This is a genomic window from Pseudomonas sp. Root401 (genome assembly GCF_001425105.1).
Taxonomy (GTDB): Bacteria; Pseudomonadota; Gammaproteobacteria; order Pseudomonadales; family Pseudomonadaceae; genus Aquipseudomonas; species Aquipseudomonas brassicacearum.
This window is the reverse complement of sequence record NZ_LMDO01000016.1, coordinates 68,418-92,119: the sequence shown is the minus strand read 5'-3', so window position 1 is coordinate 92,119 and position 23,702 is coordinate 68,418. Positions and strand designations below refer to the sequence as shown.

19 protein-coding genes are annotated in these 23,702 nt (G+C 61.5%); 6 read left to right on the top strand and 13 right to left on the bottom strand.

What is annotated here, in order from left to right; genetic code table 11:
• Window positions 1-348: POTRA domain-containing protein (locus ASC85_RS15110; RefSeq protein ID WP_330219814.1), on the bottom strand; the 348-nt coding region annotated here is incomplete at its 3' end.
• A 225-nt stretch (window positions 349-573) separates the two neighbouring features.
• On the opposite strand from ASC85_RS15110, the gene ASC85_RS15105 reads away from it, so the two are divergent.
• From ASC85_RS15105 to ASC85_RS15095, 3 genes are all read left to right on the top strand, one after another.
• Window positions 574-1,257 carry a response regulator transcription factor gene (locus ASC85_RS15105; RefSeq protein ID WP_057450105.1) on the top strand — a complete coding sequence of 228 codons (684 nt, stop codon included), beginning with the start codon at window positions 574-576 and terminating at the stop codon, window positions 1,255-1,257.
• Window positions 1,254-2,516, top strand: coding sequence for a HAMP domain-containing sensor histidine kinase (locus ASC85_RS15100; protein ID WP_057450103.1), 1,263 nt, complete (start codon window positions 1,254-1,256; stop codon window positions 2,514-2,516). The genes ASC85_RS15105 and ASC85_RS15100 overlap by 4 nt, the downstream gene beginning before the upstream one ends.
• A 107-nt stretch (window positions 2,517-2,623) precedes the next feature.
• Window positions 2,624-3,073, top strand: a complete 450-nt coding sequence (locus ASC85_RS15095; RefSeq protein ID WP_057450101.1) for a hypothetical protein — start codon at window positions 2,624-2,626, stop codon at window positions 3,071-3,073.
• A 618-nt stretch (window positions 3,074-3,691) separates the two neighbouring features.
• On the opposite strand, the gene ASC85_RS15090 is transcribed toward ASC85_RS15095, so the two are convergent.
• A complete protein-coding gene (locus tag ASC85_RS15090; RefSeq protein WP_057450100.1) occupies window positions 3,692-4,375 on the bottom strand; it encodes a response regulator in 684 nt (227 codons plus the stop codon).
• Window positions 4,376-4,377: 2 nt separating this feature from the next.
• Window positions 4,378-5,796, bottom strand: a complete 1,419-nt coding sequence (baeS, locus tag ASC85_RS15085) for a sensor histidine kinase efflux regulator BaeS (RefSeq protein ID WP_057450098.1) — start codon at window positions 5,794-5,796, stop codon at window positions 4,378-4,380.
• Window positions 5,797-5,908: 112 nt separating this feature from the next.
• On the opposite strand from baeS, the gene ASC85_RS15080 reads away from it, so the two are divergent.
• The 3 genes from ASC85_RS15080 to ASC85_RS15070 are packed head-to-tail and all read left to right on the top strand — an operon-like array spanning window position 5,909 to window position 11,645.
• Window positions 5,909-7,102, top strand: coding sequence for an efflux RND transporter periplasmic adaptor subunit (locus ASC85_RS15080; RefSeq protein ID WP_057450096.1), 1,194 nt, complete (start codon window positions 5,909-5,911; stop codon window positions 7,100-7,102).
• A 2-nt stretch (window positions 7,103-7,104) separates the two neighbouring features.
• Window positions 7,105-10,251, top strand: coding sequence for an efflux RND transporter permease subunit (locus tag ASC85_RS15075; RefSeq protein ID WP_057450094.1), 3,147 nt, complete (start codon window positions 7,105-7,107; stop codon window positions 10,249-10,251).
• The gene (locus ASC85_RS15070; protein ID WP_057450092.1) at window positions 10,248-11,645 is read left to right on the top strand and encodes an efflux transporter outer membrane subunit; all 1,398 of its coding nucleotides are present in this window, start codon (window positions 10,248-10,250) and stop codon (window positions 11,643-11,645) included. The genes ASC85_RS15075 and ASC85_RS15070 overlap by 4 nt, the downstream gene beginning before the upstream one ends.
• A gap of 244 nt (window positions 11,646-11,889) precedes the next feature.
• Here ASC85_RS15070 and ASC85_RS15065 read toward each other — a convergent pair whose 3' ends face one another.
• From ASC85_RS15065 to ASC85_RS15020, 10 genes are all read right to left on the bottom strand, one after another.
• Window positions 11,890-12,888, bottom strand: coding sequence for a helix-turn-helix domain-containing protein (locus ASC85_RS15065; RefSeq protein ID WP_057450090.1), 999 nt, complete (start codon window positions 12,886-12,888; stop codon window positions 11,890-11,892).
• Window positions 12,889-12,976: 88 nt separating this feature from the next.
• On the bottom strand, window positions 12,977-14,455 hold the full coding sequence (locus ASC85_RS15060; protein WP_057450088.1) for an aldehyde dehydrogenase family protein: 1,479 nt from the start codon (window positions 14,453-14,455) through the stop codon (window positions 12,977-12,979).
• Window positions 14,456-14,529: 74 nt separating this feature from the next.
• Window positions 14,530-15,378 carry a VOC family protein gene (locus ASC85_RS15055; RefSeq protein WP_013693747.1) on the bottom strand — a complete coding sequence of 283 codons (849 nt, stop codon included), beginning with the start codon at window positions 15,376-15,378 and terminating at the stop codon, window positions 14,530-14,532.
• 22 nt (window positions 15,379-15,400) lie between these two features.
• Window positions 15,401-17,047, bottom strand: a complete 1,647-nt coding sequence (locus ASC85_RS15050) for a bifunctional 3-(3-hydroxy-phenyl)propionate/3-hydroxycinnamic acid hydroxylase (protein WP_057450086.1) — start codon at window positions 17,045-17,047, stop codon at window positions 15,401-15,403.
• A 21-nt stretch (window positions 17,048-17,068) separates the two neighbouring features.
• On the bottom strand, window positions 17,069-17,890 hold the full coding sequence (locus ASC85_RS15045; RefSeq protein WP_057450084.1) for an IclR family transcriptional regulator: 822 nt from the start codon (window positions 17,888-17,890) through the stop codon (window positions 17,069-17,071).
• Window positions 17,891-17,892: 2 nt separating this feature from the next.
• Window positions 17,893-18,744 carry a fumarylacetoacetate hydrolase family protein gene (locus ASC85_RS15040; protein ID WP_057450081.1) on the bottom strand — a complete coding sequence of 284 codons (852 nt, stop codon included), beginning with the start codon at window positions 18,742-18,744 and terminating at the stop codon, window positions 17,893-17,895.
• Window positions 18,745-19,049: 305 nt separating this feature from the next.
• On the bottom strand, window positions 19,050-20,498 hold the full coding sequence (locus tag ASC85_RS15035; protein WP_057450080.1) for a carotenoid oxygenase family protein: 1,449 nt from the start codon (window positions 20,496-20,498) through the stop codon (window positions 19,050-19,052).
• Window positions 20,499-20,507: 9 nt separating this feature from the next.
• The gene (locus tag ASC85_RS15030; protein ID WP_057450078.1) at window positions 20,508-21,728 is read right to left on the bottom strand and encodes an MFS transporter; all 1,221 of its coding nucleotides are present in this window, start codon (window positions 21,726-21,728) and stop codon (window positions 20,508-20,510) included.
• Between the two features lie 55 nt (window positions 21,729-21,783).
• On the bottom strand, window positions 21,784-22,776 hold the full coding sequence (locus ASC85_RS15025; RefSeq protein WP_057450075.1) for a SphA family protein: 993 nt from the start codon (window positions 22,774-22,776) through the stop codon (window positions 21,784-21,786).
• 144 nt (window positions 22,777-22,920) lie between these two features.
• Entirely contained in the window at window positions 22,921-23,541 is a 621-nt protein-coding gene (locus ASC85_RS15020; protein WP_057450113.1) for a TetR/AcrR family transcriptional regulator, read from the bottom strand.
• Between the last annotated feature and the right edge of the window lie 161 nt (window positions 23,542-23,702).

Genomic DNA, 23,702 nt, shown 5'->3' with positions numbered 1-23,702 from the left:
TTGCTTGAGGCCCTTCATCAGGTCTTCAGTGGAGATCGCCTTGTTGCCTTCGATCTCGATACTGGCGACCGACGGACGCTCGACAACGGTGATGACCAGCACATCACCGTCGTGTCCCAGCTGGATATCCTGGAAAAAGCCGGTCTTGAACAGCGCACGCGTGGACTCCACCAGGCGCCGCTCATCCGCGTTATCGCCGACGTTCAACGGCAAGGCACCGAAGACGCTGCCTGCGGAAACGCGCTGGAGGCCGTTGATACGAATATCGGAAATCTTGAAGCCTTGGGCGTGGGCAAGTGTGACATTGAGCAGCAGTGCAGCCGAGCAGAGCAGGCGCGAAAAATTCATCAAGATCTTATCCAGGACACATCGACAGGTGGTGTAGGTGGACGCGGATATCTCACCGCAAGACGAGTCACCGCGGGAGCGAGCGGGCTGGTGGCGAGCAAGCATAAAAGTTCGCTGCGTTTGGTGCGGTTAACCCAATGTCAAGTTAGGTAAAGGTTGGCCCGCGGCGATGACGGTGCGCGGCGCACGGGCGATAATGGGCCGACACCTACTCAAGAGCGCCCCATGATCTCTGTATTGCTAGTCGACGATGACCAGGAACTGACGGGAATGCTCAGCCAATACCTGGAGCGCGAAGGCTTTGAGGCGACCGCCGTGCACACGGGGGAGGAGGGCGAGGTGCAAGCGTTGTCCGGTCGCTACAGCATCGTGGTGCTCGACGTGATGCTGCCGCGGCTGTCGGGTATCGAGGTGCTCAGGCGCATTCGGGCCGTGAGCCAGGTGCCGGTGGTGTTGCTGACGGCTCGTGGCGACAACATCGACAAGATCACCGGCCTGGAGCTGGGCGCCGATGACTATGTGCCCAAGCCCAGCTCACCGGGGGAGCTGGTGGCGCGTTTGCGGGCGATCATGCGCCGGGTGCAGCCAGCGGATCAGCCCACCAGTGAAGTGATCAGGACCGGGCCGCTGGTCCTGTGGCCCGGCAAGCGCCAGGCGCTCTGGCAGGGGCGCGAGCTGGGGGTGACCAGCACCGAGTTCAGTTTGCTCGAGGAACTGGCCCGCTGTGCCGGGCAGGTGGTGAGTAAACAGAACCTGTCGCTCAATGCCCTGGGCTGCCCCTTGACTCGCTATGACCGGCGCATCGATGTGCACATCAGCAGCATTCGCCACAAGCTGGGACCGCGCCCCGATGCCAAGGCCTGGATCCAGAGCGTGCGGGGCCTCGGTTACCTGTTGATTGCCGAATGATGAAGCCCAGCCGACTGTTCTGGAAACTGTTCCTGGCGTTCTGGCTTGCCACCAGCTTGACGTTTCTGGTGGGGTTGGGCCTCTTCGTCATGGGCAGTTCCAGGCCTGGCGATCCTCATCTGGAAACGATCCTTGCCACGGAAGAGCAGCTATTGCGACAGTTTGGCATCGAGTCGGGCCGGCAACTGCTGGCGGTGTGGGAACACCCGGATGACCAGGCCGTTGGCGTCTATGACAGCTCCGGTCAGCTGTTGGCCGGCACGCCGGTGCGGCAACCGGCCTACGAGCGATCGATCATCGGCAAGGACGGCATCGTGCTGTCGCTCAAGTCAACCCATCCCCTGGGCAAGAAAGGCGACAGAGGGCCCAGCCACTGGACGCCGTTGATCATCGGCACGGTCATGAGTGCGCTGTTCAGCGGCTACATGGCGTTCTACCTGGCATGGCCGCTGGCCTATCTTCGGCGCGCCATGAGTGACGTGGCCCAGGGGCGCTTCGAGACCCGGGTCAAGCCGATCATGGGCGCACGACGTGATGAAATCGTCGATCTGGCTGAAGACTGCGATCGAATGGCCAACCAGTTGAAGCTGTTGGTAGACGCCCAGCAACACTTGTTGCACGACATCTCCCACGAATTGCGCTCACCGCTGACCCGCATGCAAGCGGCCATCGGGCTGCTGCAGCAAGATCCGGCTCGCCTGGAAATGGTGGAACGCATCGACCGTGAGTCGGTGCGCATGGACACGTTGATCGAGGCATTGTTGACCCTGGCACGCCTGCAGGGGCGACCGGAGAGTATCGAGCGCGAGCCAATCGATGTCGTCGAGTTGCTGTCGGTGATCGTCGAGGACGCTCGATTCGAGGCGCAAATGAAAGGCTGCCAGGTCATCTTGCAGGCGTGCCCGGCGTTTGTCAGTCGGGTCAGCGGTGAGCTGTTGTATCGGTGTTTCGAGAACGTCATTCGAAACGCTGTGCGCCATACCCGGCCAAACACCACGGTGATGGTCGTGGCCGAGGTCAATGGCGCCGCAGACGGCCTGACGGTGCAGATCAGCGATCAGGGCCCGGGTGTTGAACATTCGCGGCTACAGAGCATCTTCAACCCGTTCGAGCGTGGCTTGAACGAAGCCAGTGCCGGCTTCGGCCTGGGCCTGGCCATTGCCTCAAGGGCCGTGGAGATACACGGCGGCTCCATCCTGGCGCACAACGAGCCGTCCGGTGGGCTGACCGTGGAAATCAGCTTGCCTCGTAGGGCGTGATCTTTACACGATATTACATTGGCTTGACGGCCCTGTACGCCCCGCCTCAGTAGACTTTGCGCTCAAACTTACTCAGCGTTTGCTGGTGTTTCAGCGTGGAGGTGCTCATGTTTCTGGTTCATAAGAAGGGCTTCGTTCCCGGCAAGAGAATGGTCGACGGTCTGGTGCCTTATGACTTCTTCTGCGAAGACAATCCGAGCCTTAACCTGTTTGTCTTCACCGGTTCCGCCACCCCGGGCAAAGTGGTCGAGGAACAGACACTCTGGGGGTTTACCCGCCTTGAGCGTTTTGAAGCACTGAGCGGCACCCTGGTGTCGAACAAAAAGCAGGAAGGCTGGTTCCAGAAGGTCAATGTACTCACCGGCCCCGCCCAGAACGGTACGCAAGGCGTGAAGTTCCAGCGGGTGCTGAAAATCATCAAGCACAGCGATGCATCGAGCCGGGCCGCCAGCAAGGCCGACTACGAGATCCAGACAGACGAAGGTGACACCTACTTCACTCGTCGGCCTGCTGCGGGGGGGAGTGCGCAAACCATTATCTACTCAGCGGATCAATAGGCTCTACTTATCCGGGGGCGTAGTTTTTACGGGCGGGATTTCAGGGTTTTGGGTGTATATCCGTTGCTACGGTAACGGCGGCTTAGGGTTCCGCCCTGACGGCGGCTCACTTTTGAAGAGCGCAAAAGTAAGCAAAACGCTCCTGCCCCACCACTCGGCACCTCGCTTAGGCTCGGGGCCCGCCGCGAAGGGCCATCCATGGCCCAGCGCGGCTATCCCGGCATCCATGCCGGGATGCCCACTCCACAATGCCTGCGTTCGGCCAGCGTGGTTTAACGGGGCGTCGAGATCAAAGTCCAAAGCAAGAGCAAGAGCAAGTGCGGGACATATGCCAACATTTATTTAGCTGAACCACCGCTATCGCGAGCAGGCTCGCTCCCACAGGAGAAACGCGGTCCCACCAAAAACAGGTCGGCTGTTAGGCCGCCTCGCGGTGGACGTTGATCTCGGGCGCCCCGTTAACCACGCTGGCCGAACGCAGGCATTAAATCAATAGCGTCCCCTGTCCAACATTCGGGGGGCAGTTCACGTAAGGGCGGAACCCTAAGCCGCCGTTACCGAAAAAACGGATATGTACCCATCCTCCCTTTCACCATGACGCACCGTTTTAGCCACGCTTCAAACGTCAGCAAGCTGAAACCGATAACCCACCCCATACAACGACTCGATAGGATTCTCCGCCGGGCAGGCCTGCTCAAGCTTGCGCCGCAGATTACGGATATGGCTGTCAACCGTACGATCGGTAACCACCCGATGATCGGAATAGATCCGGTCGAGCAATTGATCCCGGGAAAACACCCGCCCGGGGGACTGGGCCAGCGTGCAGAGCAGGCGCAGTTCCAAGGGCGTCAGGTCCAGGGCGACGCCATCGAGTGACGCCTGGTAGCGGTCTTCATCAATCAGCAGGCGGGCTGGCGCGGTGACGAGCAGTTGCGGGCTGCGCCGCAGGATCGCCTTGACCCTGGCCACCACTTCACGCGGGCTGAAGGGCTTGCAGATGTAGTCGTCGGCCCCCAGGTCCAGCCCGAGCAGGCGATCGACTTCCTCAACGCGGGCGGTGATCATGATGATTGGCACGGCACTGAAGCTGCGCAACTCCTGGCACACTTGCAGGCCGTCGCGCCCGGGCAGCATCAGGTCGAGCAGGATCAACCGCGGCTCGCTGGCCCGTACTGCCGGCACCACTTGGAGGCCATTGTCCAGGCATTGGGTCGCGTAGCCGGCGGCGATCAGGTAGTCGCGCATCAATGCGGCCAGTTTGGGTTCGTCTTCGACGATAAGGATTGGGCTGTCAGGTGGCATGTTCAGGCGTTCCGTGGCAGGCGCAGGGTCAGCCAAAGGCCGCCCAAAGGCGAGTGATCGGCGCTGAGGCTGCCGCCATGGGCCAGGGCGATGCTGTGACAGATGGCCAGTCCCAGGCCGGCACCGCCACTGGCGCGATTGCGTGAGGTTTCACCGCGGTAAAAACGCTCGAACAGTCGCGGCAGTTGATCCGCATCGACCCCGGGGCCGGAGTCGAGAAAGTCGATGCGCACGACGTCGTCCTCGCTGGCGGCACGAATGTGCAACACGCCACCCTCGTCGGTATAACGCACGGCATTTTCCAACAGGTTGCTGAACAGCTGCTGCAAGCGTTTGGGGTCGGCTTCCAACCGTAGCGGCGTTGTCGGCAGTTCCAGCTCCAAACGCAGATGCCGGGCATTGCAGCGCTCCTGGAACATCGCCACGCAACCGCCCAGCAAGTCGTTGAGATCGCATTCGCTCTTGCGGTAGGTCAGCGCGCCGACATCGGCCAGGGACAGTTCGTAGAGATCATCCACCAGCTTGCTGAGCATGCTGACTTCGCCTTGCAGCGACTTCATCGAGGACGGGTCGAGGGTGCGCACGCCGTCTTCGATGGCTTCCAGCTCACCGCGCAATACCGACAACGGGGTGCGCAGTTCGTGGGACACATCGGCCATGAAATCCCGGCGCATTTTTTCGTTGCGTTCCAGGGTATATGCCAGCTGGTTGAAGTCTCGGGCCAACTGACCGACTTCGTCATTGGAGGCAACCGACACGCGGTTGCTGTATTCCCCGGCGGCCAAGCGGTGCGTGGCGGCGGCCACCCGCTTGACCGGGTCAAGCAGGGTACGGGCGATCCACCAGGCAATCAACATCGCCAACAGCAACGAGAGCACGCCCACGGCCAGGCTGGTGCGCACCAAATACTGACGAAAGCGTTCACCGCCAGCTTCGGTCACGTTCTGGAACGGCGTCACCGCCAGCCAGCCGACGGTTTTGCCGGCGACCTCGATCGGCCGCATCAGCGCGTCGTCGCCAATGGCCGAATAGCCCATGACCAATTGTTTCTGTTGGTCGAGCAGGGCGATGCGAAATACCGCGCCGGTCAGGTCGGACATCGGCATGGGGGGGCGCTCTGGGTGGGTGGTGTTTTCACCCGGTTCCGGACGCAGGAGCTTGAACCAGCGATCCGGCTGGTTGCGCAGGAATTCCCAGTCACCTTCGCGCTCGTAGGCGCCCGCCAGGCGGGGGAGCACCGGCTTCATGCGCAACAGTGCCTGTTCGTTGAGGTAGTCGAGAAAACCGTTGCCAAAGCTCCAGCCGTTGGCCACTCCCATGCTCAGGATGACAAACAGCACGCTGGCCATGACGGCAATAAACAGCTTGGTGGAGATGCTCAGTTTCATGGGCTCGGGCAGTTCGATGAAGGGCCTGACCATTTAGGCCCTGGTGCGATGAAGATTCAAGGGCGGCGGGCAATCTTCAATTTTCCTGCACATTTGCCTCGCAGTATGGCGCCTGGCTTGAACCATCCGTCTTGCAGAGGCATTTATGTCGACCAAATTATTCGCCAAATCCTTGGTGACCGCCGCCATCCTGGTGTGCTTGATCGTTTTGTTCATGTTGGGCGGTTGCTCCGGCGAATCGGCACCCACGCCCGAACCACCCAAGGTCTCGGTGCTCACCGTGCAGCCGCAAAGCCAGACGCTGACCACTGAGCTGGCCGGACGCACCCAGGCGTTCATGGTCGCCGAGATACGCCCGCAGGTCGGCGGTATCGTCCAGCAGCGCCTGTTTGTCGAAGGGGCCGAGGTCAAGGCCGGACAGGCGCTGTATCAACTGGATGCTTCCTCCTACAAGGCCGCATTGGCTGAGGCCCAGGCGAACCTGGCCAAGGCACGCGCCACCTTGAAGTCGGCCCAGGCCACGGCCAAGCGTGACGCCCAGTTGGTGAAGATCGATGCCATCAGCCAGCAGGACAACGAGGATGCCCAGGCCAGCCTGCTGACCGCCGAAGCGGAAGTACAAGTGGCCCAGGCCGACGTCGACACCGCACGCATCAACCTGGCCTATACCCGCATCAGTTCTCCTGTAAGCGGGCGCATCGAAACCTCGACGGTCACGCCCGGCGCGCTGGTGGTCGCCAACCAGGACAGCGCACTGACCACCGTGCAGCAGTTGGACCCGATGTATGTAGACGTCACCCAGTCGACCACCGAACTGTTGCGGCTCAAGCGCGACCTGGCCAGCGGTGTGCTGCAGAGCAATGGCGAAGGTGAAGCGCGGATCACCCTCAAGCTCGATGACGGCAGCACCTACGCCCATGAAGGTCGCTTGAAGTTCAGTGGGGTCAGCGTCAATGAAGGCACGGGCACGGTGACCCTGCGGGCGCAAATCGCCAACCCGGACCGACTGTTGCTGCCGGGCATGTACGTGCGGGCGGTGCTGGAGCAGGCGCGGGATGACCAGGCCATCCTGATTCCACAGAAGGCGGTGACCCGCAGCGCCAGCGGCGCGACTTCGGTGCTGGTGGTGGTCAATGGCAAGGTCGAGCAGCGCATGCTGACCATCGACCGCGCCGTGGATAACCAGTGGTGGGTCACTGCGGGGCTGAACGCGGGAGACCAGGTGATTGTCGAGGGCGGGCAGAAGGTCCGGGTCGGTGAAACCGTCGTGGCACAGAATACCGGTACCCGCAGCCGTACGCAGAAAGCGACGCCTGTTGCCATTGCGCAGGAGGGTTGAACATGGCGCGCTTCTTTATCGACCGACCGATTTTCGCCTGGGTCATCGCCATCGTCATCATGCTCGCTGGCGCCTTGTCCATGAGCCAGTTGCCCCTGGAACAGTACCCGGACATCGCGCCGCCGACGGTGCGTATTTCCGCAACCTACACCGGCGCCTCGGCCAAGACCGTGGAAGACTCGGTGACCCAGGTCATCGAACAGCAGATGAAGGGCCTGGACAACCTGACCTACATGTCGGCCTCCAGCAGTTCGGATGGCAGCGCCAGCATCAGCCTGACTTTCACCGCCGGCACCAACCCGGACGTGGCCCAGATGCAGGTGCAGAACAAGCTGCAACAGGCCGAGTCGAGGCTGCCGCAGTCGGTGCAAAGCGAGGGGCTGACCGTGACCAAGGGCGGTTCGGACTTTCTGATGATTGCCGCCCTGGCCTCCGACAATCCGAGCGTCACCGGCACGCAGATCGGCGATTACATTTCCAGCACCTTGCTCGATTCCATCAGCCGCATCGACGGTGTCGGCGACGTGCAGACATTGGGTTCCGGCTATGCCATGCGCATCTGGCTGGACCCGGCCCTGCTGGAAAAATACGCGCTGATGCCTTCGGATGTCAGCACGGCCCTGGAGGCGCAGAACACCGAGGTTTCTGCCGGTCAACTCGGCGCCATGCCGGCGGTGAAGGGGCAGCAGTTGAACGCCACCATCAGCGCCCGCAGCAAGCTGCAAACCGTCGAAGAGTTTCGCAATGTGGTGGTCAAGTCCACCAGCGACGGTGCGGTGGTGCTGCTTGGGGATGTGGCGCGGGTCGAATTGGGTAGTGAAAGCTACGACGTCAGTTCTGCCCTCAACGGCAAACCCGCTGCCGCCATGGGCGTCCAGCTCGCCGCCGGGGCCAATGCCCTGAACGTGGGCGAGGCGGTGAAGGCCAAGCTCAGGGAGCTGGAGCCGTTCTATCCGACGGAGATGCAACTCAAGAACGTGATTGCCTACGACACCACGCCCTTTGTCAGCCTGTCCATCGAAGAAGTGGTCAAGTCACTGGGCGAGGCGATTGTCCTGGTGGTGCTGATCATGTTCCTTTTCCTGCAGAACCTGCGGGCCACGTTGATTCCCGCGATCACGGTGCCGGTGGTGCTGCTGGGGACATTCGGTGTGCTGGCGCTGTTCGGTTATTCGATCAACACCCTGACCATGTTCGCCATGGTCCTGGCCATCGGCCTGTTGGTGGACGACGCGATTGTGGTGGTGGAGAACGTCGAGCGGGTGATGGGCGAGCAGGGGCTGTCGGCCCTGGACGCCACGCGCCAGTCGATGGATGAAATCACCAGCGCCTTGGTCGGCATCGCCCTGGTGCTCAGTGCGGTGTTCATTCCCATGGCGTTTTTTGGCGGCTCCACAGGCGTTATCTACCGGCAGTTTTCGGTCACCATCGTCTCGGCCATGGTGCTCTCGGTACTCGTCGCCATGACGCTGACGCCGGCCTTGTGCGCGACCCTGCTCAAGCCGTCCGATGGTCAGGGCCATGGCGCTCAACGCGGATTCTTCGGTTGGTTCAACCGCACGTTCGAGCGGGCTGCCGAGGCCTATAAACGCCAGGTGGGGGGCATTTTGCAGCGCGGGCGCGTCGGCTGGCTGGTGTATGGGCTGGTGCTGCTGGTGATGGCCGCGGGTTATTTCAGCTTGCCGACTTCGTTCCTGCCTGACGAAGACCAGGGCATTCTCATGGCCCAGGTGCAGTTGCCCGTCGGGGCCACGGACAGCCGCACGCAAGCGGTGGTCAAGCAGCTCGAAAGCTACCTGCTCGAACAGCCGGAAGTCGAAGCGCTGATCAGCATTTCCGGCCTGGGCATGAACGGCAACAGCCAGAACAGCGCCCGTGCATTTATCCGGCTCAAGGACTGGAGCGAGCGCACGGGGGCAGGGCAGGATGCGGCGTCCTTCGCCCAGCGCGCGACCATGGCGCTGTCGAGCATCGGCGATGCCAATGTGTTCGTCATGCAACCGCCGGCCGTGCGTGGCCTGGGACAGACGTCCGGCTTCGACCTGCAACTCAAGGACCTTGCCGGCCTGGGGCATGACACGCTGGTGGCGGCGCGGGAAAAACTCATCGAGCTGGCCAACCAGGATCCTCGCTTGCTCGGGGTACGCAGCAATGGCCTGGACGACGCGCCGCAGCTCAAGGTCAGCATCGATGATCGCAAGGCCGGGGCCTTGAGCCTGAGCACCAGCGACATCAACACCACGCTGTCCACGGCGTTGGGCGGCACTTACGTCAATGATTTCCTCAACCAGGGGCGCGTGAAGAAGGTCTACGTCCAGGGCGAGGCTGCGGCGCGGATGCAGGCGGCTGACCTGGAGCACTGGTTCGTGCGCAACAGCAACGATGAGATGGTGCCGTTTTCCTCGTTTGCCAGCAGTTCCTGGAGCTATGGCTCGCCGTTGCTGGAACGCTACAACGGCAACGCCTCGCTGGAGGTGGTTGGCGATCCGGCGCCCGGCGTCAGTTCCGGGGACGCCATGGATGCGGTGGAAGCGCTGGTCAAGCAATTGCCGGAGGGCATCGGCTACGAGTGGACCGGGCAGTCCTATCAGTTGCGCCTTTCCGGTTCGCAGGCACCGTTGCTGTACGGGATTTCGGTGCTGTTCGTGTTCCTCTGCCTCGCTGCGCTCTATGAGAGTTGGTCGGTGCCTTTCTCGGTGATGCTGGTGGTGCCGCTGGGGGTGGTGGGCGCGGTGCTGGCCACGCGTGTCAGTGGCTTGAGCAATGACGTGTACTTTCAGGTCGGGCTATTGACCACCGTGGGGTTGGCGGCCAAGAACGCGATTCTGATCGTCGAATTCGCCAAGCACCTGCAAGAGCAGGGCAACAGCTTGCGCGAGGCGACGCTGATCGCCGTGCGCCAACGCCTGCGACCGATTCTCATGACGTCCCTGGCCTTCATGTTCGGCGTATTGCCCCTGGCCCTGAGTAGCGGCGCCGGTTCCGCCGGACGTCAGGCCATTGGTACCGGTGTGCTGGGCGGCATGTTGTCCGCCACGGTGTTGGGGATCTTCTTCGTTCCTTTGTTTTTCGTGCAGATTCGTCGGCGTTTCGGCCGCGTTTCCACGGCTTCGACCTCTGTTCCATCCGCCCAGTCAGGTGACGCATGATCAAGTTCCGCTGGCCATTGCTGGCCATCCTCACGCTGCTCGGTGGCTGCATGAATCTGGCGCCGCAATATGAACGCCCTGAGGCGCCAGTCTCCGAGCAATGGCTGTCGGCTGCCAGCACGCCCAAGGGCCAGGTGAGTGCCGACATCGAGTGGCAAAACTTTTTCACCGACAGCCGCCTGGCGCGCTTGCAGTCCCTGGCGCTGAGCAACAATCGCGACCTGCGCCTGGCGGTCCTGAACGTTGAAAAGGCCCAGGCGCAATACCGCATCCAGCGCGCCGAGTCCTTGCCTTCGATCGATGCCAGTGTCAGTGGCACTCACAGTCGCACTCCCGGCTCGTTGTCCAACACGGGCTCGGCTGCCACCACCCATGACTACAGTGCGCAACTGGGTTTGAGCAGTTATGAAGTGGACCTGTTTGGACGAGTGCAGAACCTTCAGGACGAAGCCCTGGAAGACTATCTGGCCCTGACCGAAACCCGACGCAGCACGCAGATCAGCCTGGTGGCCGAAGTGGCCACGGCCTGGCTGACCCTGGCGGCCGACAACGAGCGCCTGCACCTGGCCCAGGAAACCTTGCGCAGCCAGCAGGCGACCTACGAACTGACCCAACGCAGCCACGCCTTGGGCGGCTCCTCCGGTCTGTCCGTGGCCCAGGCGCAAACCACCGTGGAGTCGGCGCGGGTCGACGCGGCGGCGTATGAAAGCCAGATCCTGCAGGATCGCAACGCACTGCGCTTGCTGGTGGGCAGCGACATTCCCGAAGAGTTGTTGCCGGGCGAGTACCTGGAATCGGCCGCGTCGCTGGTGCAGGTGCCGGCAGAGCTGCCTTCCAGCCTGTTGCAACGACGCCCCGATGTGCTGGCCGCCGAGCATACGCTCAAGTCGGCCAATATCGACATCGGCGCCGCCCGTGCGGCGTTCTTTCCCAGCATCAGCCTGACGGCCAATGCCGGTTCCTCAAGCTCGGCCCTGTCCGGCCTGTTCAAGTCCGGCAGTGGCGCCTGGACGTTTGCCCCGAGCATCAGCCTGCCGATCTTCGATGCCGGCAGTAACCGCGCGACGCTGGACTCGGCCAAGACCGAGCGCGAGATCCAGGTGCAGACCTATCAGCAAACACTGCAGAGCGCCTTCAAGGAAGTGGCCGATGCCCTGGCGGAGCGCAGCACGCTGGATCGCCGTATCGAGGCCCAACAGGCGTTGACCGACGCCAGTCGCAAGAGCTTCGAACTCTCCGACGCTTTGTACCGTGGCGGCTCCCAGAGCTATCTCGAAGCCCTCGACGCCCAGCGCTCCCTGTACAGCGCGCAACAGGACCTGATCACCCTGCGCCTGACCGAGCAGAGCAACCGCGTGACGTTGTACAAGGTGATGGGCGGCGGCTGGAATTAAGGAACCCGCCCCTGTGGGAGCAAAGCTTGCTCGCGATAGCGTCAGCACATCCAACATCACGGCAGACTGACCCACCGCCATCGCGAGCAAGCTTTGCTCCCACAGGGGATCTGTGGTGAGCATCGGCCCCATGCCTCCCCGGAGCACCCCGTGGGAGCAAGCTCAGCTCCCACAGAAGATTTGTGGTGAGCACCGAATCCAGCTCCCACAGGGCAATGGTGAACCATAGGAATTGGAACCAGGTTCAAGCCGCCGTCGATTTCTCCCGGCTGTCGCTCGCGGTGTCACGAAATAGCCGAGGCGACATGCCGAACGTCGATTTGAAATGCCGGCTGAAGTGGGAACTGCTGCCATAGCCCCAGGCGTAGGCAATCTCGGTGAGCGAGCGGTGGGCATGTTCCCGGTTGCGCAGGTCTTCGGCGCAACGTGACAGGCGCCTCTGCCAGATGTATTCGCTGACACTGCACCCCAGTTCGTCCTGGAAGGCGCGGTGCAGGCTGCGTACCGAGCACTGCTCGGCGTTGGCGATGCGTTCGATGGTCAGGTCGCGGTCGGCCAGGTGGCGCTCGATGTACGCCTTGAGGCGGTTCTGCTTGAAGAAGCGGAAGTCGTGTTCGAGTTGCTTTTCTTCCTGTTTGTTCTTCAGCGCGTTATCCAGCAGCCCGGTGATGCTGTCACCGATCAGTCCGGCCGAATGGTTGTTCAGCAAGGGGTATTGGTTGTAGGCATCGCTGATCAGGTGCATGAGCATCCGCCCCAGTCCATTGCGACCGTTAAGGTGCATGTCGCCGGTTTGCGCGAGCTGCCCGGACGCCCCCTGGAACAGCAGGATGAAGTGTTCGCAACCTTGCATGCTGGTCACGTTGAAAGGTTTGCCGCAGTCCACCAGGAGCATTTCGTCAGGGGCCAGCACGCTGCTTTGCTGGCCCTGCTCGAAGTGACTGACACCAGCCACCTGCATGATCAACATGCGCGGCGTGTCGAGGGCGTCGACCGCTTTGCTCAGGTGGCGCGAATATCGATGGGCGCTGGCGGTCATTCGACAGAAACGCAGTTGGCCCAGGTCCCCGTATTCCAGCCGACCCTGGAAGTTGCTCTCATGCAACGGGTCGATGAACGTCGATTCCAGCCGTTTTATGTAGTCCGGCGTGCGCCCCAGGTGATCGCTCATGAACTCTTTCCATTTCATCAGGCGGTCGGAGCGAACAACCTGATCGGTGGACACGCAGGCTAAATGGTTCATTTTTCGCCTCTATTTATTATTGTTTTCTGACGGATCGGGCAAAGGGGTCGATTTGCCCGATCCGGGTCTGATCAAGGGTGCCAAAGACTCAGAACGGGTAGTGATGGCCTCCGGGCTGCCAGGTGACCCAATGGGCACGGGTAAACTCATCCAGGGCATAGTGACCGTTGAAGCGCCCGAGGCCGGAGTTCTTTTCACCACCGAACGGGGCATTGGGCTGGTCATCGACGGTGATGTCGTTGATATGGGTCATGCCCGCCACAATGCCACGGGCGAAGTTCAAGCCACGGGCCATGTCCCGGGTGAACACGGCGCTGGACAGGCCATACTCGCTGGCGTTCGCCAACGCCAATGCATGGGTTTCGTTTTCTGCGACCAGCAACGGCAGCAGGGGGCCGAACGTTTCATCGCGGGCCAGTTCCTGATCGGCTCCCACTTCACCGAACACATGGGCAGGCAGCACCAGCCCCGATGCCGGGCCGCCGCAAAGCTGCTTGAGGCCGGCACTCCGGGCGCCGTCGAGCTTACGCAGCAGGCCATCGAGCTGGCTCTGATTGACCACTGGCCCGATCACCGTGTCGGCCTTGGTCGGATCGCCCGTCTTGAGGTTGCGCACGCGCTCCACCACCAGCGCCGCGAAATCGGCATACAACGAGCGGTCGACGATCACCCGGTTGACGCTCATGCAGATCTGGCCCTGGTGCAGGAAACGCCCGACCACCGCAGCGTGCGCCGCAACTTCAATGTCGGCATCATCCAGCACCACCAGCGGCGCGTTGCCGCCCAGTTCCAGGGCCACGCGCTTGATGTGTTTGCCTCCGGTGGCAATACGGCCGACATTGCGCCCCACATCCGTCGAACCGGTGAAGGAAATCAGGCTCGGCACCGGGTGCTCGACGAAGGCATCGCCGATTTCCGAGCCTGCTCCGACCACGACGTTGAGCGAACCCTCGAGGAAGCCGGCTTCTTCGAACAGGTGGGCGATCAGCAGGCCGCCGGTCACCGCTGTGTCGCTGGCGGGCTTGAGCACGATCGTGTTGCCCAGAGCAAGTGCCGGCACCACCGAGCGCATGCTCAGGTACAGCGGGAAATTCCATGGGCTGATCACGCCCACCACACCCAAGGGTTCACGGAAGACAAAACTCTGTTCGCCGGGTTTGTAGCTGGTCAGGATCCGACCTTCTACCTGCATCGGCATCGTCGTGCATTCACGTACCAGGTTCAGCGTGAATTGCCATTCCATGCTCGCCTTGATCCGGGTGCTGCCGGACTCGTGGATCAGCCAGTCGATGATTTCTTCACGGCGGTTCTGGATGACCTGGGCGAGCTTTTCAAGTTGTGCGCCGCGCTGGGTGGGGTGCAGTTGTGCCCACGCTGCCTGCGCCTGCTGCGCTGCCTGATAGGCGTCGTCGAGATCGGCAATCGAGGCCAGGGGCATCTCCAGCAGCTGTTCGCCGTTGAAAGGGTTGCGGTCGTCCAGGCGGCGTGCGGAGCGCCCTGCACGCCAGGTGCCGTTGATGTATTGGTCGCCGTTGATGGCGTAGGGCACGAGCGGTTGAGTCGTCATGGTCTTTTACCTTTGGAGGCAGGTGGTCGCCTCGTTTAGAAATCAAGGGTGCAAACGCCGCTGGGGAAAACTGCTCAGCTCCTGATCCAGGCGCGGCCCCAGGAATTGAGTGTGTATTCCTCCTGTGCCCAGACACCGGGCTGGCGGCTGGCATCGGTGACTTCCAGCTCGGCTGAGAACTCCAGGCGATTGCGATCGGCATCGACCACCATGAAGAACAGGTTGTTGCCCGGTCCATGTCGGCCGGGCCCGAAGAAAATGGTGATGCGCTCCTTGGCGAAGCGATCACCCCAGTCGCGGATGTCATTCCATTCGTTGGTTTCGTAACAGTGGTGGTCCCACTCGTTTTTCGAACCGCGGAAAAATGCCAAGGTGTGGTGCTCGTCGTCCGAGCGCAGGAAGCACGTCATCAGTTGGCCGGTTTGCTCATCCACGACATTGTCCGAAACAGTGAAGCCCACCGTGTTGACGTAGAAATCGATCATGGCTTCCAGCTCCGTGGTCTGGAACACCACGTGCTGCAAGCGGCCGGGCATGCCTTGGCCAGAGGCCTGGAGAGCGGGGTGAGCGACGCCAAATATCGTTTGCCGGCCCTGGGGATCACGAATCAGGAACGCCCCCGTTTCGAGCAGCGGCGAGTCGACCTCTTCGATGACGCAGCCGTTGCCGAGCAGGCGAACCCGCAGTGCTTGCAGTCGAGGCTGACTGCCCAGGTCGAACGCTGCCGCGAGCAGGCCGCTGTGGTCGGCGGGAGACACGAGCATGGCGCGTTGCGGGCCGCTGAGCATCCAGCTGCCATCGGCTTGCGCCTGGCTGTCCATATCCAGCATCCGTCGATAGAAATCGATTTGCCGTTGTGCGTCCTTGCTCGCCAGGTGCAGGTAGCACAGGCGTGCAGGTGTGGAAGTCTGGAGTGTTTGCATAACCACCTCTGTGCTTGAAGGTTCAATGAAAGACGGGCGCGATGCTCGGCTCGATTGCGCTGCTGTGGGCCACGGCGATGCCGAACAGCGACTGCAACGATTCGGCGGCCCGGGTTTCGGTGGCCTTGTCGAAAATCGCGGCGATATAGCGATCCGGACGCAGCAGCAGGAACGGGTGCGAATCGCCCAGCAGGGATTTGAGCTGGCCTTCACGGTCCTGGAGCACCGTGCAGCCCGGGATCGACGGCATGGCCTGGACGGACGCGGGCAGGATCAGGATGCGTCTGGCTTCAAGGTGGCTCCAGAGGCCATGCTTGAGTTCATCGATACGCTGACGGGTCGGGTCGCCGTATTGAATCAAGGCGAAGCCGGTGCCGATGGCGTCATCGAGCAGGCGTTCCTGGCCGTGGGCGTCGGTGAGCATCGGTTGCGGGAACATCTGTCCGCAGGACAACGTGCCTGCTTGCCCCTCGGTCAGCACCAGGCCTCGGGTGAAGCGGGGTTTGGGCTTGAAGCGCATTTGCAGGAAATAATCGCGCAACGGCGGCAACAGGCCGATCAAGGCGAATGTGCCACTGATCAGGCGAGCGCGCAGGACGGTGGCCGGTGCCATGACCACGCCGAGGTTCAAGGCCAACTTGATCAAGGCCCACGCATGATCACGACGCTCGCTTTCGTAGGACAGCAGTGCGCTTTCCGCCATTTTGCCCTTCAGTACGCCGACCAGCTTCCAGCCCAGGTTGTGGGCATCGCGAACGCCGCTGTTCATGCCTTGCCCGGCATAGGGCGGGGTCAGGTGCGCGGCGTCGCCGGCGAGAAACACCCGCTGCACCTGCCACTGCTCGGCGACCCGGGCGTGGAAGGTGTAGACCGTCTTGCGCACGATGGAAACCGGCGCGTCTCCCTTGAACGGGCGCAGCAATGCTTGCAGGCAGGTTTCGTCGAGCACCTGTTCGTCCGTTTCATCGGGCTTGAGCAGGAATTCGAATCGGCGCGTACGGTGAGGGCCGGGTACTTCCACCACCGGGCGCCGGGCGTCGCAATACACGCGGGTCTGCCAGAAGGGGTCGTCGTCCTGGTCGGTATCGACCACCAGCCAGCGCGAGGAGAAGCTCGAACCGACCATCTCGATCCCGAGTTGCTTGCGCACTGGGCTACGGCCGCCGTCGCAGGCCACCAGGTAAGCCGCGTGGACTTCCATCAGTTGCCCTTCGGCGTCACGCACCAGCGCGCACACGCCGTGTGGGTCCTGGGTGAACTCCACCAATTCGTGGCTGAACCGAGCCGTCAGGCTGGCAAAGCGTTCGAGACCGAGCCTTAGGGTGTTTTCAAACAGCGGTTGGCGAAAGGCGTTGCGCTTGGGGAAGCCATACAGCTTGCCGGTCGGCTCTACCTTGCCGAAGCAGCGACCGCCGGGCCGGGTGAAGTAATGCACGCCGTAGCCGGGCACGACATCACGCAGCACGGCGGCATCGAGCCCGATGGCCTGCATGGTGCGCAAGGATTCGTCATCGATTGAAACCGCCCGTGGCTCGGTCACGGTGCCCGGCTTGCGATCGATGATCAGCGTGTCTACATCGGCTTGGCCGAGCAGGTTGGCCAGGGTCAGCCCGGTAGGACCGGCACCGATGACCAGGACCTGGGTGTTGATGCGTTTGAGGGTTGTCATTGTTATTCCCTTCCGGATGGCTCAGCCCAGTGGCTTGGCGCGGTTGGCGAGCGCAGCCATGCGTTGCGACAGTTCCTGCGCCAGGGCAAGGATCTGCTGCCCTTGTGTCTCTTCCTGGGCACTGTCGCGTTCTCGCTCCGGGCGCACGCAACTGATGCTGCCGACGACCTTGCCATCGCCGTCGAAGATCGGCGCGGCCAGGCCATAGACGCCCGCGTCGACTTCACCTGCACTGGCCACATAGCCTTGGCGACGCAGTTGCTGCAGCGAGCGACGAAACGTCTCCCAGGTCTGGCCAAGTTGACTGGCGCGCACCTCTTCGGGGTGGTCGAGAAACAGTTGGCTGTGTTGGCGCGAGGTCATATTGGCGAGGATCGCCTTGGACGTCGCCCCCAGGAACAAAGGCCTGGGCGAGCCACGGGAGTAGCTGACTTCACTGAACAGGTCTCCGTGCTGGTGAATGCACACGACCTGGTCCTTGAACAGCCGGCAGATCAGCCACACCTGATGTTCGCTCCACTGCGGGAAGCTGGGCTCAAGCGATTGTGCGGCGCGTACGAGGGGGTCGCTCAGGCGCAGCTGGCGGTCCCAGGTAATGATTCGCGCGCCCAGGGCATAACGCCCGGCTTCGACCTGGAACAACAGGTTGGCCTCGGCCAATTCGCGCACGTAGCGGTAGACCGTCGAACGGGTAAAACCCAAGGCGCCGCCCATGTCGTCCACCGCCCAGATCGGGCTCTGTTCGGTGAACAGGTCGAGTACCCGCAGCATGCGCTCCAGGCTTGAGCCTTTGCTGTCGCCATCCTGCTCGGGCAGGGCGTCAGGGGTGTGTAGGTTTTCCATGCTTATTGCTCGTCCACGATGCTGTTGCGCAGGGTGCCGATTCGAGCGATCTCGACCTCCACCTGATCGCCTGGCTTCATCCATACCGGTGGCTCGCGGAACGCGCCGACGCCGCCGGTGGTGCCGGTGACAATTACGTCACCGGGGGCCAGTTCGGTGAAGGTGGAGCAGTACTCGATCAGCTGGCGCACATCGAAAATCATGTCGCTGGTGCGGGTGTGCTGCATCACTTCGCCATTCAGGCGGGTGGTCAATTCCAGGTCCTGCGGGTCGCCGATCTCGTCGCCGGTCACCAGCCAGGGGCCGAAACCGCCGGTGTTCGGGAAGTTCTTGCCGGGGACGAACTGAATGGTGTGCTTCTGCCAGTCGCGGACACTGCCGTCGTTGTAGCAGGCATAACCGGCGACGTAGTCCAGCGCGTCGGCGTGTTTGACGTGACGGGCCGCTTTACCGATCACCACCGCCAGCTCGCCCTCGAAATCAAGCTTGTGGGACGCCGTTGGGCGAACGATGGGTTGCAGGTGGGCGGTCTGGCTGTCGGCGAAGCGGGTGAAGATCATCGGATAGGTCGGCATTTCCCGACCGGTTTCGCGCACGTGGGTGGCGTAGTTGATGCCGATGCACAGCACTTTGCCCGGGTTCGGGATCACCGGCAGGAACGTCACGTCAGCCAAGGGGATACGCGGCAGGCTTGCCAGGCGCGCGGTGCTCAGTTCGTTCAGGCGGTTGTGGCCGATGGCCTGTCTGAGATCGCTGCCAAGGGTTGGCTTGAGCGATTCCAGGTCGATGATTTGGTCACCTTCGACCACACCGTAGCTGCTACGGCCTTGGACGATAAAGCTTGCGAGTTTCATGGAGGCTCCTGGAGAGAGGGAGGGTGCAATGAGGGTTAATCTAGTCTTGCTATAAAATCCTGTAAAGTAGGATTTATGCAAAAATCCTAAAATATGGAATTTATGTATTTTTTGCCGAGGCTGTCCCTTTGGCGGACCTGGGGAGCAAGGGGAGGTGCGCAAAGGGCTGTAAACCTGTGGGAGCGTGCTTGCTCGCGATGAGGCCAGCCAGTTCAATACTCATGTAACTGAACCGCCGCCATCGCGAGCAAGCTCGCTCCCACAGGGATCGTGCTTAATTGACGGGCATCAGGGCCCGATGCCAATCAATCGCTCGGTGCCCAGCAGCCATGCAGCGACATGCGCATCCGGAAGGGAATCCTGATCCGGGCAATGGGCCCGCTGGCCATGTCACGGGTGTCCAGCACGACCAGTTCGCTGCGTCCTTCGGCAATGAGGTTGAGCAGGGCAACCACGTAGCCATCGGCTTCCTCGGCATCGGCAGAGCGCGGTATGAAGATGGGCTCCTGGAAGCAGCCGCTGTCGCCGGGAAACCAGGCGTCGGTGCGGCCTGTCTGCAGGTCCAGGTGCGCCAGCAGGTTGAAGAATTGGAAGGGTATTGGCCCATTCGCTGGGTTGTAGGGGCGCTCAGGATCGAAGGCGAGCAGGAAACCATGCTGGTACTTTCGACCGATGTAGCGGTCATCACACCGTGGAAACTCGCAGGGATATTCTGTCAGTGGCTGCGGTTGAACATCCTCCTGCGCGCCATTCAGGTCGAAGGTCCAGCGCATCAGGCTGGCGGTCAGGGTTTCAGGCGGTGGTACGTAGCCGTCGGCCTGGGGGAAGAAGTAGAAGATGTTCCCGCCGGTGACCGGCATGTCCACATACACCTTGCCGTCCTCATCGAACGCATTGAGCGTATGCCCCTGGAAACCGTCCTTGGGCCCCTTGAACCAACGCACATCTTGCCCACACCCGTTGCGCGGCACGATGGCGAACAGCTGGGGCAGGTCGGGTTGCCACTGGAAATGCGGCCCGCCGTTTTTCATGCGCTCGACGTCAACCGTCAATGGAATCAGCGGGAACACGACGTAGCGTTCGGTCACCGCGAAATCGTGCACCATCGCCGCATAAGGCGCCTGGAACCAGATCTCATGTAGCAGTTTTCCGTCCGGCGAGATTTCGAAATAGGCAATGTCGGGCGTACCGTCGCCTTTGGCTTCATAGCTGAAGGCTAAGAGATTGCCTGTCGCTGGATCGAGCTTGGGGTGGGCGGTGAACGTCGCGGCTTTGATCTGCCCATCAAAGCTCCATTCGCCGAGGGTCTCCAGGGTTTCAAGATCCAGCGCCCAAGGCAGGGCATCTTCCTTGAGCGCCAACAGAACGCCGTTGTGCGGGATAACGGTGGTGTTGGCGGTGGTGTTGTTTTTCGCCGCGAGGGGGTCATTGGTGTAGACGTTTCGATAGACGCCGTTGAGCGAACGACCTTCACGACGCTGGGCCAGCAGACGGTCCGTTTTCACGTAGCGTCGTCGCATCGAGACCTTGCCATTGGCAAAGTAGAAGCCAGTGACCATGCCGTCACCGTTGAAAAAGATATCGGTGCCCAGCATCGGTGGGTACTGGGGGTCTGGTGCGACTTGATAAAAGGCTCCTCGGACATCAGCGGGAAGGGCGCCTTCAACCTCGAGATCGAACAGTTCTGCTTCTACGCGACTGGGCGTATAGAGTGCGCCGGAAAATTCAGATGTTTGAGGAAATGGAGTAGTCATGGGGCAATCTCACTCATGTGCTGTTCGTTGATTTTGAAGTTGAGGTTTCAGGCTGGTTGCAGGGGGGACTGCCGGCCCGGAGGGCTTGGTGTCTCGACGAAAACGTGCAACCACCAGGCAGGAAATGACCAGTGCCAGTAAATAGGCAGAGGCCGCCAACCATCCGACAGCCCGGAAGTGTCCCTCACCGACGACCAGTGCCGCACCGAACGGTCCGAGGCCTTGGCCAACGAAAATAGCGGCGTTACCCAAGCCTGCCAGCCGACCGGAAGGGTCCAGCTCGGCTGCCATGGAAAGCAGGTAAGGCAGGCTGAAAAACCATGCGACATGAATCAGGCAGGCCGTGGTGGCAAAAGCCACGGCACTGTCGCCGTAGACGATGATCAGGGTCGCCAACAATGCTGTGCCGAAGCTCAGTAGTTGCGGAAGCAGCAAACCCAGGCGCCGTCCGATCAGTCCCGCCAGACCCGCCCCCAGCGCCCCGGCCAGGATGCTGCCGCCGAGAATGCCGCCAATCTGCTGCGGTTCAAGGCCAATGCTTTTGCCGATGCGCTCCTGATAAACCCAGAGGGCGGAGTGTCCGAAAAACAGCAGTGCAAACAGTACGATCAACAGGATGGACGTAAGACCAAATGGCGGTGTCGAGACGTTGGCCAAACGATGTGCCTGCGGATAATGCTTGGGTATCCTCCAGCACCCCGTCGCCGCGAGCACACTGGTGATCGCCAAAAGGGAAAAAGCGCCGTTCACGCCGAATGATTTCAGGATCAGCGGCATGGAGGTCACCAGCAACATTCCCCACAGCAGGTTGCCGATGTTGATGACGGCGAAGGTCGCGTCCTTGGACGTGCGCAGCGCTGCGGTGGCATAGACAACCGCCATGACCGCGCCGCCGCTGGCGCCGCAGATCATCCTGGAAATCACCAGTCCGGCCTGGTTGTGCAGTTGTGTGCTGGCCAGGTTACCCAATGCCAGGATCAACAAGGCCACCAGGGCGAAGCGACGGCGGTCGACGCTTGCCATGAACAGGGCGCTAATGCCGCAGGCGATGGCCATCGCCATGAGTTCGGCTGCGAAAATGGCGCCTATCGCATTGAGCGGCAGGCCGAGTTGGTCAATCAAGGCACCGCCCAGGATCGGCTGGATCTGCAGCGTCCCCAGGGAAATGACCATCATCAGGCAGATGGCGCCCAGTGATTTTTTGCTGTCGATGGAGTCGAGTGCGTTCATGAAGCATCACCTCAGGTAAAGAGCCCGCTCATGCGTGAGCCGGCGTGCACGTCAATCAGAACTTGTGAACGTAGCGAACCTGCACCTGGTAATCCGCTCGGGAGCGATTCTCGACGCCGGTTTCTTTATAGGTGTTGAGCCAGAAGGCTTTGTCTTCGGTGATTTTCCAGAACAGGCCCGGGCCAAAGCCCAGCACCTTTTCCCGGGAGTCGGTCAGGGTGTTGCCGTTGACCTTGTCATCTGAAATCTGCCGGAAGTAGTAGCCGTTGATGCCCACCGAGACCTTCGGGAACACTTCGTACGAGGCGGTGAAGTTGGCCCAAGCCGACTGTCCTGACTGGGTGTCGCGCACCGCTTGCCCTTCAAAGAACTGCTGCGAACTGCTCGCCGGATCGTCGTTCTTGAAGTTGTATAGATAGTTCAGTCTCCAGCTCACTTCCCAACGGGGTGCCGGCATCCAGGTCGCTGCCCAGTAGGGATTGAGGGAGAAGTAGTTGGAACCTGGGTTCAGGTCTTTGTCTTTATCGTATTTGCCCGTCGGCAGGATGGCGTCGAAAGCCATGCGCTGCACGAAGATCGGCCTACCGCTGGCGTCGACGATCGGATCGAACTGGATCTGGGGGCCGACCGTGACATCGCCCAGGCCGGTAGCGTTGTCCTTGAGCTTGGCACCGTTGTCACCGAAGTCGCCGTCCAGGGATACGACAGGGACCAGCAGGCTCCAACCCAGGTGTGCCCCTCCCGCGAAGGTGTCGGGGGAGTAGTAGCTCAGCTGATTGATCATCGTGATGACGTTGATCTTCGGGTCATCGAAGGCGCCGTTTTTCTTGCCGCCGTTGGTCCTGATGCTGCTGGCGGTGCTGAACTTCAGGTAAGTCTGGTGAGTCAGCCCGGGCGGCCCCGCAAATCCGTCGTAAAAGCTGGTGCCGCCCAGGTTGATACCGCTGGGTTGGCTTACGGAAGGTGGAGGAGGGCCGTCGGCTGCATGGGCGGCAAATGACGCGAAGCTGAGTGCCAGGCACGCTGGCAGGGATTTGGTCAGGCTCATTGAAGTGGCTCTATTCTTGGAATTGTGAGCGGGGGAATGTCCCCTGGCACTTCGACTTTAAGTCCCGGTGGTGGGTGATGCTTGAGCGCAACGGCCAGAGTTGACTGGGAGCGCCATGAACCCGGAGAAACGCGAGCGAACTGCTCAGCCGCCAGCGCCAACGGCGCGCCAGGCGGCCTCGGCCAGCTGCTGCCGGTAGAGTTCAGGGCTGCGTTTGACTCGGGCAGAGAGCCAGGCGCGGCAATAGCTCTCCGCCGAACCGATGATCAGTGACGGGATCAGCTCAAAAGGCAGGTCCTGCAAATCCTGCTGGTGGGCAGGGTCGCTGAACCATTGCTTGAGCGCGGCGTTCCTGGCGGAATTCGCCTCGGCGAGCCGCTCATTGAAGCTGCTGCGTGCGACCGCAAAGCGAGCCTGGTACTGGAACCGCGCCCAATCGGGTTGGCTGACCACCCAATCCACGTAGCTGAACACCAAGGCGTGGACCCATTCCCTGGTTGACGTGACAGCGCCGAGGTAGCTGTCCCTGAGCCGTGCCTGGTCATCCAGGGCGGTCATGTACAACGCCGCGACCAAGCCTTCCTTGTTATCGAAATGGTGATAGATCGCTCCCACGCTCATCTGGCTTTCCGCCCGGATGATGTCGATGGTGGTCGCTTCTATGCCCTGTTGGTTAAACAACGCCAGGGCACATCGCAGGATGTGGCGCTTGGACTCGGCACGGCGCCCTGGGTAGCAACGCTCGAGGAGATCGACAGGTTCCATTTTTTGGCCCAGGCAAAAAGGGGCCATGGTAATTGAAACGACGGCCAGGCACGAGCGATTGACAGGGTGGACATTTACAGAATATTGTTCTGTAACAGAGCAATATTCTGTAATGGAGTGGTGTTCTGTCCGTGACTTCAATCCACCTGACCAGAGATCCC